General features: G+C 43.7%; 13 protein-coding genes. 9 read left to right on the forward strand and 4 right to left on the reverse strand.

The genetic code is table 11. The features are described 5' to 3' along the window. Positions 1–323: 323 nt before the first annotated feature. The 3 genes from rapA (at position 324) to Q4519_RS18885 (ending at position 5,282) form a co-directional block, all read left to right on the forward strand. Positions 324–3,239, forward strand: coding sequence for an RNA polymerase-associated protein RapA (gene rapA / locus Q4519_RS18875; protein ID WP_232804018.1), 2,916 nt, complete (start codon positions 324–326; stop codon positions 3,237–3,239). 105 nt (positions 3,240–3,344) lie between these two features. Continuing rightward, complete coding sequence (locus Q4519_RS18880; RefSeq protein ID WP_303514966.1) at positions 3,345–4,283, forward strand: DUF3530 family protein; 939 nt, start codon at positions 3,345–3,347, stop codon at positions 4,281–4,283. A gap of 39 nt (positions 4,284–4,322) precedes the next feature. Next, on the forward strand, positions 4,323–5,282 hold the full coding sequence (locus tag Q4519_RS18885) for a D-2-hydroxyacid dehydrogenase (protein ID WP_303514969.1): 960 nt from the start codon (positions 4,323–4,325) through the stop codon (positions 5,280–5,282). 192 nt (positions 5,283–5,474) lie between these two features. On the opposite strand, the gene djlA is transcribed toward Q4519_RS18885, so the two are convergent. Continuing rightward, positions 5,475–6,290, reverse strand: a complete 816-nt coding sequence (gene djlA, locus Q4519_RS18890) for a co-chaperone DjlA (protein WP_232804015.1) — start codon at positions 6,288–6,290, stop codon at positions 5,475–5,477. A 204-nt stretch (positions 6,291–6,494) separates the two neighbouring features. Here djlA and lptD point away from each other — a divergent pair, with 204 nt between their 5' ends. Genes lptD through Q4519_RS18920 form a run of 6 tightly spaced genes read left to right on the forward strand, consistent with a single transcriptional unit; the run spans position 6,495 to position 13,165 of the window. Next, on the forward strand, positions 6,495–8,810 hold the full coding sequence (gene lptD / locus Q4519_RS18895; RefSeq protein WP_303514972.1) for an LPS assembly protein LptD: 2,316 nt from the start codon (positions 6,495–6,497) through the stop codon (positions 8,808–8,810). Between the two features lie 21 nt (positions 8,811–8,831). Beyond that, the gene (gene surA, locus Q4519_RS18900) at positions 8,832–10,130 is read left to right on the forward strand and encodes a peptidylprolyl isomerase SurA (RefSeq protein WP_232804013.1); all 1,299 of its coding nucleotides are present in this window, start codon (positions 8,832–8,834) and stop codon (positions 10,128–10,130) included. 3 nt (positions 10,131–10,133) lie between these two features. After that, positions 10,134–11,123 (forward strand): 4-hydroxythreonine-4-phosphate dehydrogenase PdxA, encoded by a 990-nt coding sequence (gene pdxA, locus Q4519_RS18905; RefSeq protein ID WP_303514976.1) that lies wholly within the window; start codon positions 10,134–10,136, stop codon positions 11,121–11,123. After that, entirely contained in the window at positions 11,120–11,944 is an 825-nt protein-coding gene (gene rsmA, locus Q4519_RS18910; protein ID WP_303514979.1) for a 16S rRNA (adenine(1518)-N(6)/adenine(1519)-N(6))-dimethyltransferase RsmA, read from the forward strand. The genes pdxA and rsmA overlap by 4 nt, the downstream gene beginning before the upstream one ends. Then, the gene (apaG, locus tag Q4519_RS18915; protein ID WP_303514982.1) at positions 11,934–12,320 is read left to right on the forward strand and encodes a Co2+/Mg2+ efflux protein ApaG; all 387 of its coding nucleotides are present in this window, start codon (positions 11,934–11,936) and stop codon (positions 12,318–12,320) included. The genes rsmA and apaG overlap by 11 nt, the downstream gene beginning before the upstream one ends. A gap of 2 nt (positions 12,321–12,322) precedes the next feature. Beyond that, the gene (locus tag Q4519_RS18920) at positions 12,323–13,165 is read left to right on the forward strand and encodes a symmetrical bis(5'-nucleosyl)-tetraphosphatase (protein WP_303514984.1); all 843 of its coding nucleotides are present in this window, start codon (positions 12,323–12,325) and stop codon (positions 13,163–13,165) included. Between the two features lie 17 nt (positions 13,166–13,182). Here Q4519_RS18920 and folA read toward each other — a convergent pair whose 3' ends face one another. Genes folA through Q4519_RS18935 form a run of 3 tightly spaced genes read right to left on the reverse strand, consistent with a single transcriptional unit; the run spans position 13,183 to position 14,955 of the window. Then, on the reverse strand, positions 13,183–13,677 hold the full coding sequence (folA, locus tag Q4519_RS18925; RefSeq protein WP_303514986.1) for a type 3 dihydrofolate reductase: 495 nt from the start codon (positions 13,675–13,677) through the stop codon (positions 13,183–13,185). A 16-nt stretch (positions 13,678–13,693) separates the two neighbouring features. Next, positions 13,694–14,158 (reverse strand): threonine/serine exporter family protein, encoded by a 465-nt coding sequence (locus Q4519_RS18930; RefSeq protein ID WP_303514988.1) that lies wholly within the window; start codon positions 14,156–14,158, stop codon positions 13,694–13,696. After that, entirely contained in the window at positions 14,158–14,955 is a 798-nt protein-coding gene (locus Q4519_RS18935; RefSeq protein ID WP_303514991.1) for a threonine/serine exporter ThrE family protein, read from the reverse strand. The genes Q4519_RS18930 and Q4519_RS18935 overlap by 1 nt, the downstream gene beginning before the upstream one ends. Between the last annotated feature and the right edge of the window lie 102 nt (positions 14,956–15,057).

Below are 15,057 nucleotides of genomic sequence, written 5' to 3' on the forward strand. Positions count from 1 at the left end.
TTAACCACCTGATGTTGCGTTGCGCCTTGCGCTGTGCCGTCTCAGTGGTTGCGCATTATAGGGAGATTCGATTCTGGTGCAAGGCTTTTTTTGAAGTTTTTAAATTTCTTTTCAAACTGATTAAAAACCAACCTTTAACGGCTAGTTATTAGCCGAAATAGCCTTACCTATGGCATTTTAAACTTTATTAAGGCATCAAATTGTCTAAGCTTACTACTTCTCTACTTTATATTGAGTAGTTTAGTAAATTGATAGTGATCCCATTTTAAGCTTTAGGTAACATAGCCGCCCTTTTCCCCACGGCATTCGGAGAGTAGTAATTAATGTCTTTTGCATTAGGTCAACGTTGGATAAGCGATACAGAGTCAGATTTAGGTTTAGGTACAGTTGTCGCTATAGAAGGTCGAGTTGTAACACTTCTATTCCCTGCATCGGGTGAAAACCGTAATTATGCAAAAGAAGATGCGCCAGTCACGCGCGTTATCTTTAATATAGGTGACGAAATACTTAGCCATGAAGATTGGTCTCTTTTAGTAGAAGACATAGAAGACAATGGCGGTTTAATTACCTACATAGGCAAAAGAACAGATACAAATGAAGAAGTCAGTTTGCGCGAAACGATGCTAAACAACTTCATTAAGTTTAATAAGCCCCAAGATCGTTTATTCGCAGGGCAAATTGATCGCGCTGAACATTTTGTATTGCGCCACAGAGCCCTCAACCACCAACACCAGCAACAGCAATCTGAGCTACGTGGCTTAATGGGCGCACGAGTTGATTTAATCCCTCATCAATTTTATATCGCAGAAGAAGTAGGTAAACGTCACGCGCCACGCGTATTACTAGCCGATGAAGTAGGTTTAGGTAAAACCATTGAAGCCGGCCTAATAATCCATCAGCAATTAATCTCTGGCCGTGCTAACCGCGTATTGATTCTAGTGCCAGAAACACTTCAGCATCAATGGCTGGTAGAAATGATGCGACGCTTTAATTTACATTTCAGCATTTTTGATGAGGAGCGCTGCGTTGAAGCATTTGCCGAAGCGGACAATCCATTTGAAACCGAGCAGCTGGTGTTGTGTAGCTTAGACTTCATCCGTAAAAAGCGTCGCCGTTTTGAGCAAGCTGTTGAAGCTGACTGGGATCTGCTGGTCGTCGATGAAGCTCATCACCTAGAGTGGCAAGAAGAAAAACCGAGTCGTGAATACCAAGTAGTAGAAGAGCTTGCCCAAGCAACAGCTGGCGTTTTACTTTTAACAGCCACCCCAGATCAGTTAGGTCACCACAGCCACTTTGCCCGTCTACGCTTACTCGATCCCGATCGTTTCTACGATTACGATGCATTTGTAAAAGAAGAAGACCAATATAAAGATGTCGCCGACACAGTTAACCAATTAGTCAGCGGTGAAGCGTTAGACCAAGCAGCACAAGATAAGCTGAGCTCTCTTCTTGCCGAACAAAATATCAGCCAAGCCCTTGCTACTATTAGCTCACCTAAAACCAGCGATGAAGAACAAACTAACACGCGTAACAATCTGATCTCACAGTTATTAGATCGTCATGGCACAGGTCGTATCTTATTTAGAAATACCCGCGCGTCGATTAAAGGGTTCCCTAAACGCACCCTTAATGCTGTGCCGTTAGCATTACCAGAACAATACAAAACTGCGATCAAAGTCGGCCAAATGATGGCAGGCAAAGGCTCTATTGAAGATAAAGCCAAGCAATTCTTGTATCCTGAAGAAATTTATCAAGAATTTGAAGGTCAATCGGCATCTTGGTGCGGTTTCGACCCACGCATTAACTGGCTACTAGAGCTATTACAAAGTAATAAACAAGAAAAAATCTTAGTTATTTGCGCCAAAGCCACTACCGCTCTTGCGATTGAAGAGGCACTACGAACGCGCGAAGGGATCAAAGCAACCGTCTTCCATGAAGGCCTTTCAATTATAGAACGAGACCGTGCTGCCGCTTGGTTTGCACAGCAAGAGGCTGGCGCGCAAGTAATGATTTGTTCTGAGATCGGCTCAGAAGGACGTAACTTCCAATTCTCTCATCACCTAGTGTTGTTTGATTTACCGATTAACCCTGACTTACTTGAGCAGCGAATTGGCCGTTTAGATCGGATTGGTCAAAAGCACGACATCGTTATTCATGTTCCATATTTAGAGCATACCTCACAGGCCTTGTTACAAGACTGGTATCACCAAGGCTTGAACGCATTTGAGCTTACTTGCCCAGCTGCCCGCAATATTTATGAAGAGCAAAAAGAAACCTTACTCACGTTATTAGCGGCTAACAATCCTAGCCAAGAGGATATTGCCGAGTTAATCAGCGCCACTCAAACTCAAGAGCAAGCACTACGCAGTCAGATGGAGCAAGGGCGCGATAAGTTACTTGAACTCAACTCATCAGGCATCTTAAGTAACAGTGATGTGCTAGAAAAACTACAAGCTGAAGATGACAAGCCTGAATTTCCTTTATTTGCGCTTAAGTTATTCGACATTATCGGCATTAATCAAGATGACAAAGGTGAGAACTGCCTAGTACTTCACCCTACTGAGCACATGCTAGTGCCTAACATGCCGGGGCTGTCTTCAGAAGGCGCCACCGTGACATTTGATCGCAGAACAGCGCTAAGTCGTGATGACGTACATTACTTAAGCTGGGAACACCCAATGATCACTGGTGGCATGGACATTATCTTAAGCTCTGACACCGGCTCAACGGCTGTTTCACTATTAAAGAATAAAGCCCTGCCAGCTGGCTCAATTCTACTCGAATTAATTTATGTAGTTGAAGCACCTGCAAGCGAACATAGCCAGTTGCAACGTTTCTTACCCACCACACCAATGCGCATTTTACTTGATAAAAATGGTACAAATTTAGCGACCAGCGTGGCATTTGATACGTTTAATAAACAATTAACACCAGTGAATCGTCATCTTGGCAGTAAATTAGTCAATGCCTCACAAACTGTGATCCATCAGCTGATTAGCCAAGCCGAAGTGATAGCGAAACAGGAAATGCAAACTATCGTCGCCAGCGCGATTGAAAAAATGGAATCACAACTCAGTCAAGATAAAGCCCGATTAGAAGCTCTTAAAGCGATAAATCCGAGCATACGAGATGAAGAGATCCAATTTGTTGAAGAGCTACTAAGCCACTCCACCAGCTTATTGAATCATACTCAACTCAAACTTGATTCACTGCGCTTTATTGTTTCAACGCCGAATTAATTCTCTCATCGATACCGAGTGCAAATAACTGAGAGATAAGCCTTAGCTAAGCCGAGACAATTCGCTAGACTGTTATATCAGTCTTCATTGTCTCGGTTAATTAATATGCTATTGAAAATATTTGCATCATTCCTGCTTACCGGCCTGCTCTTTTCCGCCTATTCTTTTTCAGCAGAGGAAGAACTGCCTACCGAACAAATCACCAGTAATCAAGAAGAGCAAGCACCAACCGAAACTGATGTTAATACTAAACCCACTAGCGATACCGCAAGTAATGATACAGAAAATATCACAGGCCAAAGCAACGCTGGCGACCCATTAAAAAAATGGCCTATCCCACCAAGCCAAGATCAATTGCTCGGACAAGATTTAACGGATCTTTATTTGCCAGAGCAAACTATAACCCTCGGTCAAGATCCTAGCTTCACTGTCGTGGTCTATCATTCCGAGAACTCGCCAACACTGGGCACAGTAATAGTTCAACCACAATGGGCAAGCACGCCATTTAGCATAAATAAAATGCAAATACTGCGCTCATTAGTCCGTAAAGGTTGGCATGTGATCACCCTGATGCCCCAACCCGCTTTAGCAACCACGACGGAACAGGAAGCACAGCAAAAACTGCTAACCGATTACTTAACCTTTACCGCTCAACGTATGGCAGAATTAAAACAACTTCCTGAATTACAAGTGGGATTCACCCTAGTGGTGGCAGAGCATGATATGGCCGCAATCATGTTGGCGCTCTATGCTCAGAATCTAAGCCCAGCCCCGAGCGGGCTTATTTTACTCAATGCTCGCTCTAACACACCCGCCATAAACAAAAAAATGGCACGAGACTTGACCGCCTTGAGTATTCCTGTGTTAGATGTCTATCAGCAAAATGGCCCACTTCATCTAGACCACAGTAGTGAACTGAGAGCGCAAAGAGCAAAGGCAAGTGGGAAATATAATTACCGACAGCTCGCGCTCACCAGCATATTTTTTAATGAACAGCTTGGCTTAGAGATTAATGGCTGGACCCACCACCTTGGCTGGCAGTAACACTTTTAGCGCTAGCGGACACAAAAAGGATTAACCACTATGAGCAGCAAAATCGTCTTTCTTGATCGTGAAACCATTCCGGCTCATATCAACATTAACAGACCAAACCTCTCCCACCTATGGGTAGAATACCCCTATACATCAGCAGACCAGGTAATTGCTCGAAGTCAAGATGCCGAAGTGATCATTACCAACAAAGTCGTACTCGATCAGACGGTATTAAAAGCATGCCCTAAACTTAAATTAGTTGTGGTGGCTGCGACGGGCACCAATAACATCGATCTCAAAAGCTGTAATCAACTCGGCATTGCAGTTTATAACATCACCCACTATGCCAACCAAGGCGTCCCTGAGCATGCACTGATGTTAATGCTGGCACTGGCAAAAAACCTAATAGCTTATGACCAAGATGTGCGCCAAGGTCAATGGCAGCAAGCCAACCAGTTTTGCTTTACCGACCACAAAATCCAAAACTTGGCCGGAAAAACCTTAGGCATCATCGGAGCCGGCGCACTGGGACAAAATATGGCCCAACTGGGCCAAGCCTTAGGCATGAAAGTACTGATATCGGAGCACAAAGGGCAAAGAGTAATCCGTAAAGGTCGTGTTTCATTTTATGATGTAATAGCGCAAGCTGATTTTATTAGCTTACATTGCCCACTTACCGAGCAAACGAGCAAGTTATTCTCAGAAGAAGAATTTATCGCAATGAAAGCCACTGCTTATTTAATCAATACGGCACGCGGCCCATTAGTGGATGAATCAGCGTTAGTTACAGCGCTTTTAACAAAACAAATCGCCGGCGCAGCAACCGATGTCGCGGCAACAGAGCCATTGCAAAACAATAGCCCACTCAATCAATTGCTTCATCTACCTAATTTTATAATGACGCCCCATATTGCATGGGCCAGTGATGAAAGCTTAGCCAACCTTTGTCAGCAGTTGATCAGCAATATTGATGGTTTTTATCAAGGCTCTCCACACAATAGAGTTATCTAGTCCCAAAAAACATTAAGATGGTTGCATAATCTCGCTTCTGTTTAAGCCTGACGCAGCCAGATAAAGTATGCTTTATGGCAAAATTGCATTTTCAGGGGGTGAAAATGCAAAGGGGATCAGGACATATTCACTGCGTTTTGCCGTAACAACAAACTATTTTACTTACCCCGTGTTCCGTTTGAATAACAAACACTACTCGGTCTCTTTAACTTGTTTTATCAGCTCGTACGCTTTTTGGATGTCTTGGGCTTTTTCTTTAGCCACTTCCATCATTTCAGGAGGTAGGCCTTTGGCAACTAGTTTATCGGGGTGATGCTGGCTCATAAGCTTTCGATATGCCTTTTTCACCACCGCAAAAGAATCTTGTTCCGTTACGCCTAAAATTTGATAAGCATCGGTTAACTGCTGCGCTCTTTGTTCTTTTGATGAACCTCTTCCCTGACGGTGGAATTTTAGCTCAGCTTCTAACATAGAGATCAATCGAGCTAGGTCAGCTTGGCTAAACCCTAAAATATCAGCGACTTTGTCGAGTACATCCTTCTCATTGGGATGCAATTCCCCGTCAGCAAATGCAGCTTGCAGCTGTATTTCTAAAAACATTTGCAGTACATTTTTCCTGCCACGACAACTGGCAACAAACGCTTTCAATGTTTCCTCTAGGGGGAATTCAGATTCTTTACCTTGGCGAAAAGCTTCTTGGGCCGCTTGTTTGTGAGCTGCGTCTAGATTCAATCTATCCATTAATAAACTAGCCACACCAATCTCTGCTGCCGTTACTCGCCCTTTAGACTTGGCAATATGGCCCATCACAGAAAAAGTAGCGTGAAAAAACAGCTGTTGCTGACGTAATGCAGATTGCCGAGCAGCACCAATTAGGGTTTCCCGAAATCGACCACTTTGACCTAACGCTTTATCAATTTTATGACCTAACCAAATGCCAATTAAAGCGCCAATAAAATGATGGGCCAACATATAACCAAAGAAACCACCTAACAGCTTACCCCACATGTTTTGCTACCCCAGTTAAGAAAGATCGCCGCATTGTGACAAAAACCCACCCCAACAAGCAAACATCCACTTAAAATATCACTGCAAAATCCGTAACTATGTTGGCGAGCTAAGCTGATTGCTTTATCATAGGCAGTCAACTTGTTGCTCAGTCTAAGAACCAATTAACATTGAGCCCAATTTTTCGCGATTTAGAGAATTAGAATGATAAAACGGACGCTTGTTTTTGTTGGGCCTTTTCTCGCTCCAAGTGCACTGATTAACGCCGCGCCAGCTGAATCATTTGAAAGTAATGTTATTACTATCGCCGATCTTCCTTTAACTCAGCGTTGCTATGCCTACGTGCCAGAAGTGGTATTAGCTCCCGATATAGACCCTAATACTACGGAAGTTGAAGTATTATCTGACAGCACATCCAGCGAAGCCAACACCTTTGTTTATAAAGGCAATGTAAAAGTCACCCAAGGCCTTAAAGAACTCAAAAGTGACACATTAACCTACAATAGCGACACGCAGAAAGCCCAAGCACTAGGAAATATTCACTTTACAGATGGGCAGGTCAGCATTACTGGAGCACAAATTGATGCTGACCTAAGTAATGATACCGCTACGTCCTATGACTCCCGCTATCAGTTTCATGGTAAAGGTGGCCGAGGAAAGTCTGATGAGCTCGAAGTTCTCGATAAAGAGCACTATAACCTGTACCAAGCCAGCTATACTTCATGCCCTCCTGGAGATAAAACATGGGAAGTGAGAGCAAAACAATTTGAAATAGACAATGAAGAAGAGTTAGCCACGGCTAAACATGCCACCTTTTGGATCCAGGATGTGCCTGTTTTCTACTTTCCTTATTTTAGCTATCCCATCGGCTCAAATCGTAAATCAGGGTTTTTGATCCCCAGTGTATCGAGTAGTTCAGACAACGGTATTACTTACGAGCAACCCATTTACTGGAACATCGCGCCGAATCAAGACGCGACTTTTACCATTAAGACCATGGCTCAACGAGGTGTCCATGGGCTCGCTGAATACCGGTATTTGTTACCGAATAATAACGGACAGTTTAATGCTGAATTCTTAGATAACGATAAAAAAACCGATGAAGATCGCTATTTAATGCATTGGAACCATAACACTAACGTTGGCGGCCATTTTCGTTTCAACACCAATTACACCAAAGTCAGTGATGATAATTACTTTAATGATCTCGGCTCAACGGTCGGCTCTCGTACCGATAACCAACTGCTACAAACAGCAAGTACTGCTTGGCTAGAAAAAAATTGGAATGCAGAAATTGAAGTGCGGGACTTCCAAGTTTTAGGAGGCAATGCACCTCATGTGGTGATGCCAAAAGTTGCTTTTAATGGCTACTACCCGACAAACTGGAATCATATTGAAGCAAACATCTTCGCCGAAATAACCAAATTTGATCACAAAGATGACAATGTATATGTCGGCACTCGCTATCATCTTCAGCCTAAGCTTTTATTGCCTTTATATAGCCAAGCTGCCTTTCTAAACACCGAGTTAAGTTATTTATTAACCCATTATCAGCAAACCATACCTGATATGATGAAAGAATCTTGGTACAGAGACCTTGATGAAGATGTTACACGCTCATTGCCTTCTTTTTCTATGCATGGCGGGTTTAACTTTGAACGAGAAACTGAATTCTTGGGCGAATCCTATACACAAACACTAATCCCACAAGTAAAGTACCTCTATGTGCCTTATCGTGATCAAAGTAATATTGGCCTTTATGATTCCTCTCCCTTACAGTTAGATTATTACGGATTGTTTCGCGACCAGCGCTATTCCGGCATAGACAGGATTGCTGATGCAAACCAAGTAACCGTCGGGGTGTCCACAAGTTATCTAGATGATGACTTCACCGACCGATTTAGATTTGCTATTGGGCAAATGTTCTACTTAGAGCAATCAAGAACATCACTTCCTAGTGATACCATCATCAATGATGACAACACCTCTGCACTCGTCGCACAAACAGACTTTAACTTCGATGATAATTGGTTTTTCCATGGTGGAATTGAAGTTGATACCAGTAGTAGAGAGTTTAGTCGTGGTAACACAACATTAGAACGCCGCTGGGCTTGGAACAAATTAGTACAGCTTAACTATCGCTACATAAAAGCACCTGAAGACAATAAAAATAACTATGTCAAAGGAGTGGTTAACCAAATTGGGACTAAAGCGGCATGGCCCTTCAACGACCAATGGAGTGCCATTGCTAGTTATTACTATGATGCCGACAATAAACGTTCCTTTGAAACTCTCGCAGGCATCAAATATGAAGATTGTTGTTGGGCGCTTAGCTTAGTTTACGACCGCCATATGAAAACCTCATATGGCCAAATTGGTGATATTAATAATAACTACGATTTATCCAGTTCAATTAAATTTCAAATAGAGTTAAAAGGATTAGCCGGTTTTGGCAGCAGCGCCAGCTCTAGCTTAAGCCAAGGGCTATTTAGTTACGGCCGTCCTTTTGCAAACAAATAATTTTTCTAACGAAGTAAGAAGATGATGATTAAAAAACTACTCAGTTACACATTTTCAGCCTCATTGTTTTTTGGCAGTGTAGGAATACAAGCCGCTCCTGTTGAGCTAGATAAAGTCGCCGCGGTAGTGAATAAAGATGTCATAATGCAAAGCCAAGTAGAGGCTTTATCAGCCGAAGTGAAGCGCCAATATCAAGCACAACAACAGCCGTTACCTAAGGCTTCTGTGCTAAACAAGCAAGTGCTTGAGAAATTAATTCAAGACAGCTTGCAAATCCAAATAGCTGAGCAGCTGGGAATGAAAATTAGCGATGCTCAATTAGAGCAAACCATTTTGAACATCGCAAAAGATAAAAATCAAACCCTACCCGAGCTGCAAGCAGATTTAGCAAGCCAAGGAGTTAGTTACGCCGAATTTCGTCACTCAGTTAGAGAAGAGCTGCTGATTGCCGAAGTTTCTCGGATCCAAGTTCGCCGTCGTATTAATATTTCAGAGCAAGAAGTCGATAATTTACTCAAAATGGTCCATGCGCAGGATGGTAAAGAGCTGGAATACCGTATTGGCCATATCATGCTAAAGCTCAATGAAGATGCCAGCGCTAAAGAGATAGAGCAAGTCACAAACAAAGCTGAAAATGTGTTAACTCGTTTAAAATCAGGTGCAGACTTTAGCGAATTAGCTTTGGCCGAATCTCAAGGTCCAAAAGCCCTTGATGGTGGTGACTGGGGCTGGATGAATATTAACGATATGCCAACATTATTTGCTAAAGCCGTAGAAGGGGCAAAAGCGAAAGATATTATCGGTCCACTCAAAAGCAGTAATGGTTTACACATTATTAAAGTTTTAGAAACTAAAGGGCAAACTAAAATAACTTCAACCGAAGTCAATGCGCGCCACATTCTCATTAAACCTTCAATCATTCTTAGCGATGAGAAGGCCAAGCAACTACTTGATAAATATCGTAAACAAATTATAGCGGGCCAAGCTGACTTTAGTGAACTAGCAAAAGCACATTCAGAAGACCCCGGCTCAGCGGTGAAGGGTGGCGACCTAGGTTGGGCAAATCCAGAAATGTATGTGCCGGCATTTAAAGATGAAGTATTGCGTCTGGATATGCGTGAACTCAGTCAACCATTTCGCTCTGTTCACGGCTGGCACCTAGTGCAAGTGATGGGTAAACGTAGTACCGACATTACCGAGCAAGCCAATAAACAAAAAGCTTATCAAGTACTTTTCAACCGTCGCTTTAGCGAAGAAAGCCAAAACTGGCTCAATGAAATTCGTGAAGAAGCTTACGTAAAAATTATGGACGAAGAATAAGTCATGACTGTCGCTCGAATTGTTATTACGCCCGGCGAGCCGGGCGGTATTGGTCCTGACTTAATATTGCAAATAGCACAACAAGATTGGCCAGTTGAGTTAGTCGTCGCCGCCGATAGTACTCTACTAGTTGAACGCGCCAAACAGCTTAACTTAGCGATTAAGCTCATTGAGTATAATCAAAATAAGCCCGCACAGCCTCAACGAAAAGGCACGCTTACGGTGGCACCTATTCAATTAGCGGCCCCCGCTGTGGCCGGACAACTTAACGAAGCCAACGGCCGCTATGTACTTGATACGCTCTCTTTTGCATGTAAAGGTAATATGAGCGGCGAGTTTGCAGCAGTTGTCACAGGCCCAGTACACAAAGGTGTGATCAACCGCGCTGGCGTGTCTTTCAGTGGCCATACTGAGTTTTTTGCTCAAGAATCTAATACCTCTGATGTCGTAATGCTGCTCGCTACGCCGGGTTTAAGAGTCGCATTAGTGACCACTCACATTCCTTTAGCTTACGTAGCCAAAGCCATTACACCAGAGCGACTAACCAAGATCATTAGCATTTTGAATGATGAGCTCAAAACAAAGTTTGCCATTGCTAAGCCTCGGATATATGTTTGCGGGCTAAACCCTCACGCCGGTGAAGACGGTCATTTAGGGCGCGAAGAAATCGAAGTCATTACGCCGACCTTAGATATTCTCAGAGGGCAAGGCATTGACTTAGTGGGTCCACTCCCTGCTGATACCTTATTCCAGCCTAAATACTTAGAAGATGCTGATGCGGTACTGACCATGTATCACGACCAAGGGTTGCCGGTATTAAAATACAAAGGCTTTGGAAATTCCGTCAATATCACTCTAGGCTTACCTTTTATTCGCACTTCGGTGGATCACGGAACAGCAATTGATCTTGCAGGTACCGGCCAAGCAGATGCAGGCAGTATGTTCACCGCACTTAATCAAGCCATTGAGATGGTCGAGAAAAAACAATTATGAATTCAAAAGTACACCAAGGTCACCGAGCAAGAAAACGTTTCGGTCAAAACTTCCTTCATGATCAACATGTAATTGACTGTATTGTCGCGGCTATTCACCCCAAAAATGATCAAACCTTGGTTGAAATCGGCCCTGGCCTTGGCGCCCTTACCGAGCCAGTAGCAAGTTTAATTGATAAGTTAAATGTCGTTGAGCTCGATAAAGACTTAGCTCAGCGGTTAGAGTCACACCCGTTTATTCGTGACAAACTAACCATACATCAAGCAGATGCCATGCGCTTTGACTTTTCAAGCTTACTTGAAGAGGGCAAAAAGCTACGCGTCTTTGGCAACTTACCATACAATATTTCAACGCCATTAATGTTTCACCTGTTCAGTTTTGCAAACAAAGTTCAAGATATGCACTTCATGTTGCAAAAAGAAGTAGTGAACCGCCTCGCTGCAGGTCCAGGAAGTAAAGCCTTTGGCCGTTTGTCAGTCATGGCGCAATATTACTGTGCTATTACACCGGTTTTAGAAGTGCCACCGGGCGCGTTTAAACCAGCACCTAAAGTTGATTCAGCGGTGGTACGTCTAGAGCCTTATGACCAACTGCCATTTGTTGCACACGATGTGAAAGTACTAAACAAAGTGTGTACCATGGCGTTTAACCAGCGCCGTAAAACGCTACGTAACAGTTTAAAAAAGCTATTCACCGAAGAGCAACTGGAAGCTTTGGGAATCGATGCCAACAACCGACCTGAAACAGTTTCTGTTGAACAATATGTAAAACTAGCTAACTGGCTTTATGAGAACCCACCTGCTGAATTGGATGAGGAATAAGATGGGCGCAGAGCAAATTCAAATCAGTGTAAAAACGGTGTATATTCCGGCGCAATCTGAGCCAGAGCAAAACCGCTACGTATTTGCTTACACCATCACCATTCGTAATAACGGCGACCAAGCAATGCAACTTTTGCACCGCCACTGGTTGATCACTGATGCTGAGGGCAAAGAAACCGAAGTAGAAGGACCAGGCGTAGTTGGCCAACAGCCCGATATTTTACCCGGTAGTGCCTTTGAATATACCAGTGGCACCGTGCTCGATACGCCACTAGGAGTCATGCAAGGTAGCTATACGATGCAAAGTAAAGATAACGCACTGCATCAAATCAGTATTCCAGCGTTTCGTTTGGCGCTACCTAATATTCTGCATTAATTATGGCGACTTATATCGTTGGCGACATTCAAGGTTGCTTTCCAGAACTACAGTCATTGCTTGAACTCGTTAATTTTAACGCGCAACGCGATGAATTGTGGCTTGCCGGTGACCTTGTCGCTCGTGGGCCACAGTCACTTGAAACCCTTCGATTTGTCAAAAACCTAGGCGAAAGCGCAAAGATCGTGCTAGGTAATCACGATCTACACTTACTGGCTGTTTCATTAGGCTACGCCAAACAAAAGAAGAAAGATCTCACCGCAGAAATCTTTTCTGCGCCCGATTGCGAAGAAATTCTAGGTTGGTTAAGGCAACAGCCTTTAATCAGAAAACATCCAGAGCATGGCTTTATTATGGTTCATGCAGGAATTTCACCACAATGGACACCCGATCAAGCCATTGAGCTCGCTCAAGAAGTCCATCAAGTTTTAGCCAGCCCTCAATACAGTGATTTTTTCGCGAATATGTACGGTAACCACCCAACTTACTGGACGCCGGATTTAACGGGGTTTGAGCGGCTGCGCTTTATTGTCAATGTGCTCACCCGTATGCGCTATTGCTACCAAGATGGCAGTTTAGATTTTGCCAACAAGCAGCCACCTCTGGGCAATACAAACGAAGCGCTACAGCCATGGTTTGACGTCGCAGGAAAGCATGTTGGCTCTGTCCCCATATTATTTGGCCACTGGGCTGCATTAATGGGTAAAACCGCGAGAAAAGATGTGATAGGGCTAGATACAGGCTGTGTTTGGGGCAATCGCCTGACCATGCTGCGCTGGGACGACCAACAATTTTTTTCATTGCCGAGCATGAAGGTAGCTGACGCTCACATAGCAAACCTATGAGCGCAGCTTTACTAAACTTACTGGGCTAAGCGTGCCAACTTAGTGAATACCAAGTCATACTGATTTTTTTCATCTGCAGGGTGAAAGCCTAGTTGCTCAGATTGCCAGTTACTTTGTGCTTCATAATCAGGAAACTGAGTATCGCCTGCAATATCTGCCTGAATAAAAGTAAGGTATAAGGTGTCTGCCAGAGGTAAAAAGGCCTGATAAATAGCCCCACCACCGAGCACCATAATTTCATCGTGATCCTGCAGCAATTCTAATGCGGCTTCAGGACTTGTAACACACGTCACCCCTGCTGCCTGCCAACTGTCATCACGAGAAATCACAATATTCAACCGACCTGGTAAAGGACGTCCTATCGATTCATAAGTACGACGACCCATTACCACTGGCTTACCAAGTGTTGTTTGCTTAAAAAACTTTAAATCTGCTGGCAAGTGCCACGGCATCTGATTATCTTTACCGATAATGCGATTATTGGCCATTGCCGCAATCATGGCTATTTTCATCTTGTTATTTACCTGCTTAAACGATGGGCCGCCCACGATAAATCAAAACGGAAGGGATCGCGAGCCCAAAACTCAAGGCAATTAAGATAAATAAGGTCTTAAGACCATTTTCAATCACGGTTTGCAGTAGTTGATAGGTAAAACCACCAGAGTTCATTTCCACTAATCCCAGCATGGTAGCAAAAGCATAACTCCCTGGGATCATCGGGATCGCCGCCGCAACGGTAAACACTGGCCTGGGGATCAAATGCTTACGTGACCAATACAAGCCGATGAAGCCAATTAATGTCGTTGCAGCTAATGATGCCCACTCAATGGGTAAACCAAACTGCATGGTAAAGGTACGAAAGCCATGGCCAATCGCCCCCGCCACCGCACAATACACCAACATTTGCTTAGGCACGTTAAATACCATGGCAAAACCAACTGCAGGGATCGCCGCCCAAAACATATCGTCAACAAGCAAAAATAGTAAATCCATTAACTTAACCATCCCATCACATTTGTCACACCCATTGCAGCAAAGATACCTGCAGCCACACTAAAAGTAAGCAAGGTTGCAGCTGTCCAACGGGCAATGCCCATATTAATATGACCCTTAACCATATCTGAAACCGCATTAATCAATGGGAAACCAGGTACTAATAGCAAAACACAAGCCGCCATGGCTAAATCAGGACGATTGCCAAGCTGATAGATAACGCCAAAGCTAGAAATTAACGTGGCGATAAAGGCGGTGACAGCAAAATTAATAAAAGGGTTATGATGGCGATGAGCCAATTCTTGACGCACAAACATGGCTGTGGCCGAAGCAACAAAAGTAACCGCAAAGGCCCACCAATCGCCGCCAAACAGGTGACTAAAGCTGGCACAGGATAAACCTATCATCAACACAACAAGCCAACGGTTATACTTCATCGGTTTGAGTTTATCGAGCTTCTTATTGACATCAGCAGCACGAAGTAACTGCTTTTCCGCCATCACGCAAATACGCTGCACATCACACACCATTTGCATGTTAATGCCCCGGTCGTGCACCTTTCGGGTAGTGGTAATACAACGCCCCTCAAATAACGAGGTAAGCACTAAAGCGTCTGCCGAGACCGCAAGTTCAATACTTTGCGCTCCCAAAGCCACTCCCAAACGCGTGGTTGTTTGTTCAATTAAACGGCTTTCAGCACCATGTTGTTGTAACAGTTGCCCCGCTTTAATCGCAATACGAGTTATTTCAGTCTGCTGTTGCTTAGTCAGCGGCGCAGTACTGGAAAGGTCTACCATAGAAAACCCTCATTCAAAAAATCATAGGGTTATTTTAAGCAAAAAAATCGTGCATGATTTATCAAAAAGCAAAAAAAACACAGATAGCGTGTAAACTTATTA

It is taken from the genome of Motilimonas sp. 1_MG-2023, assembly GCF_030547455.1.
Classification (GTDB): Bacteria; Pseudomonadota; Gammaproteobacteria; order Enterobacterales; family CBDFNC01; genus Motilimonas.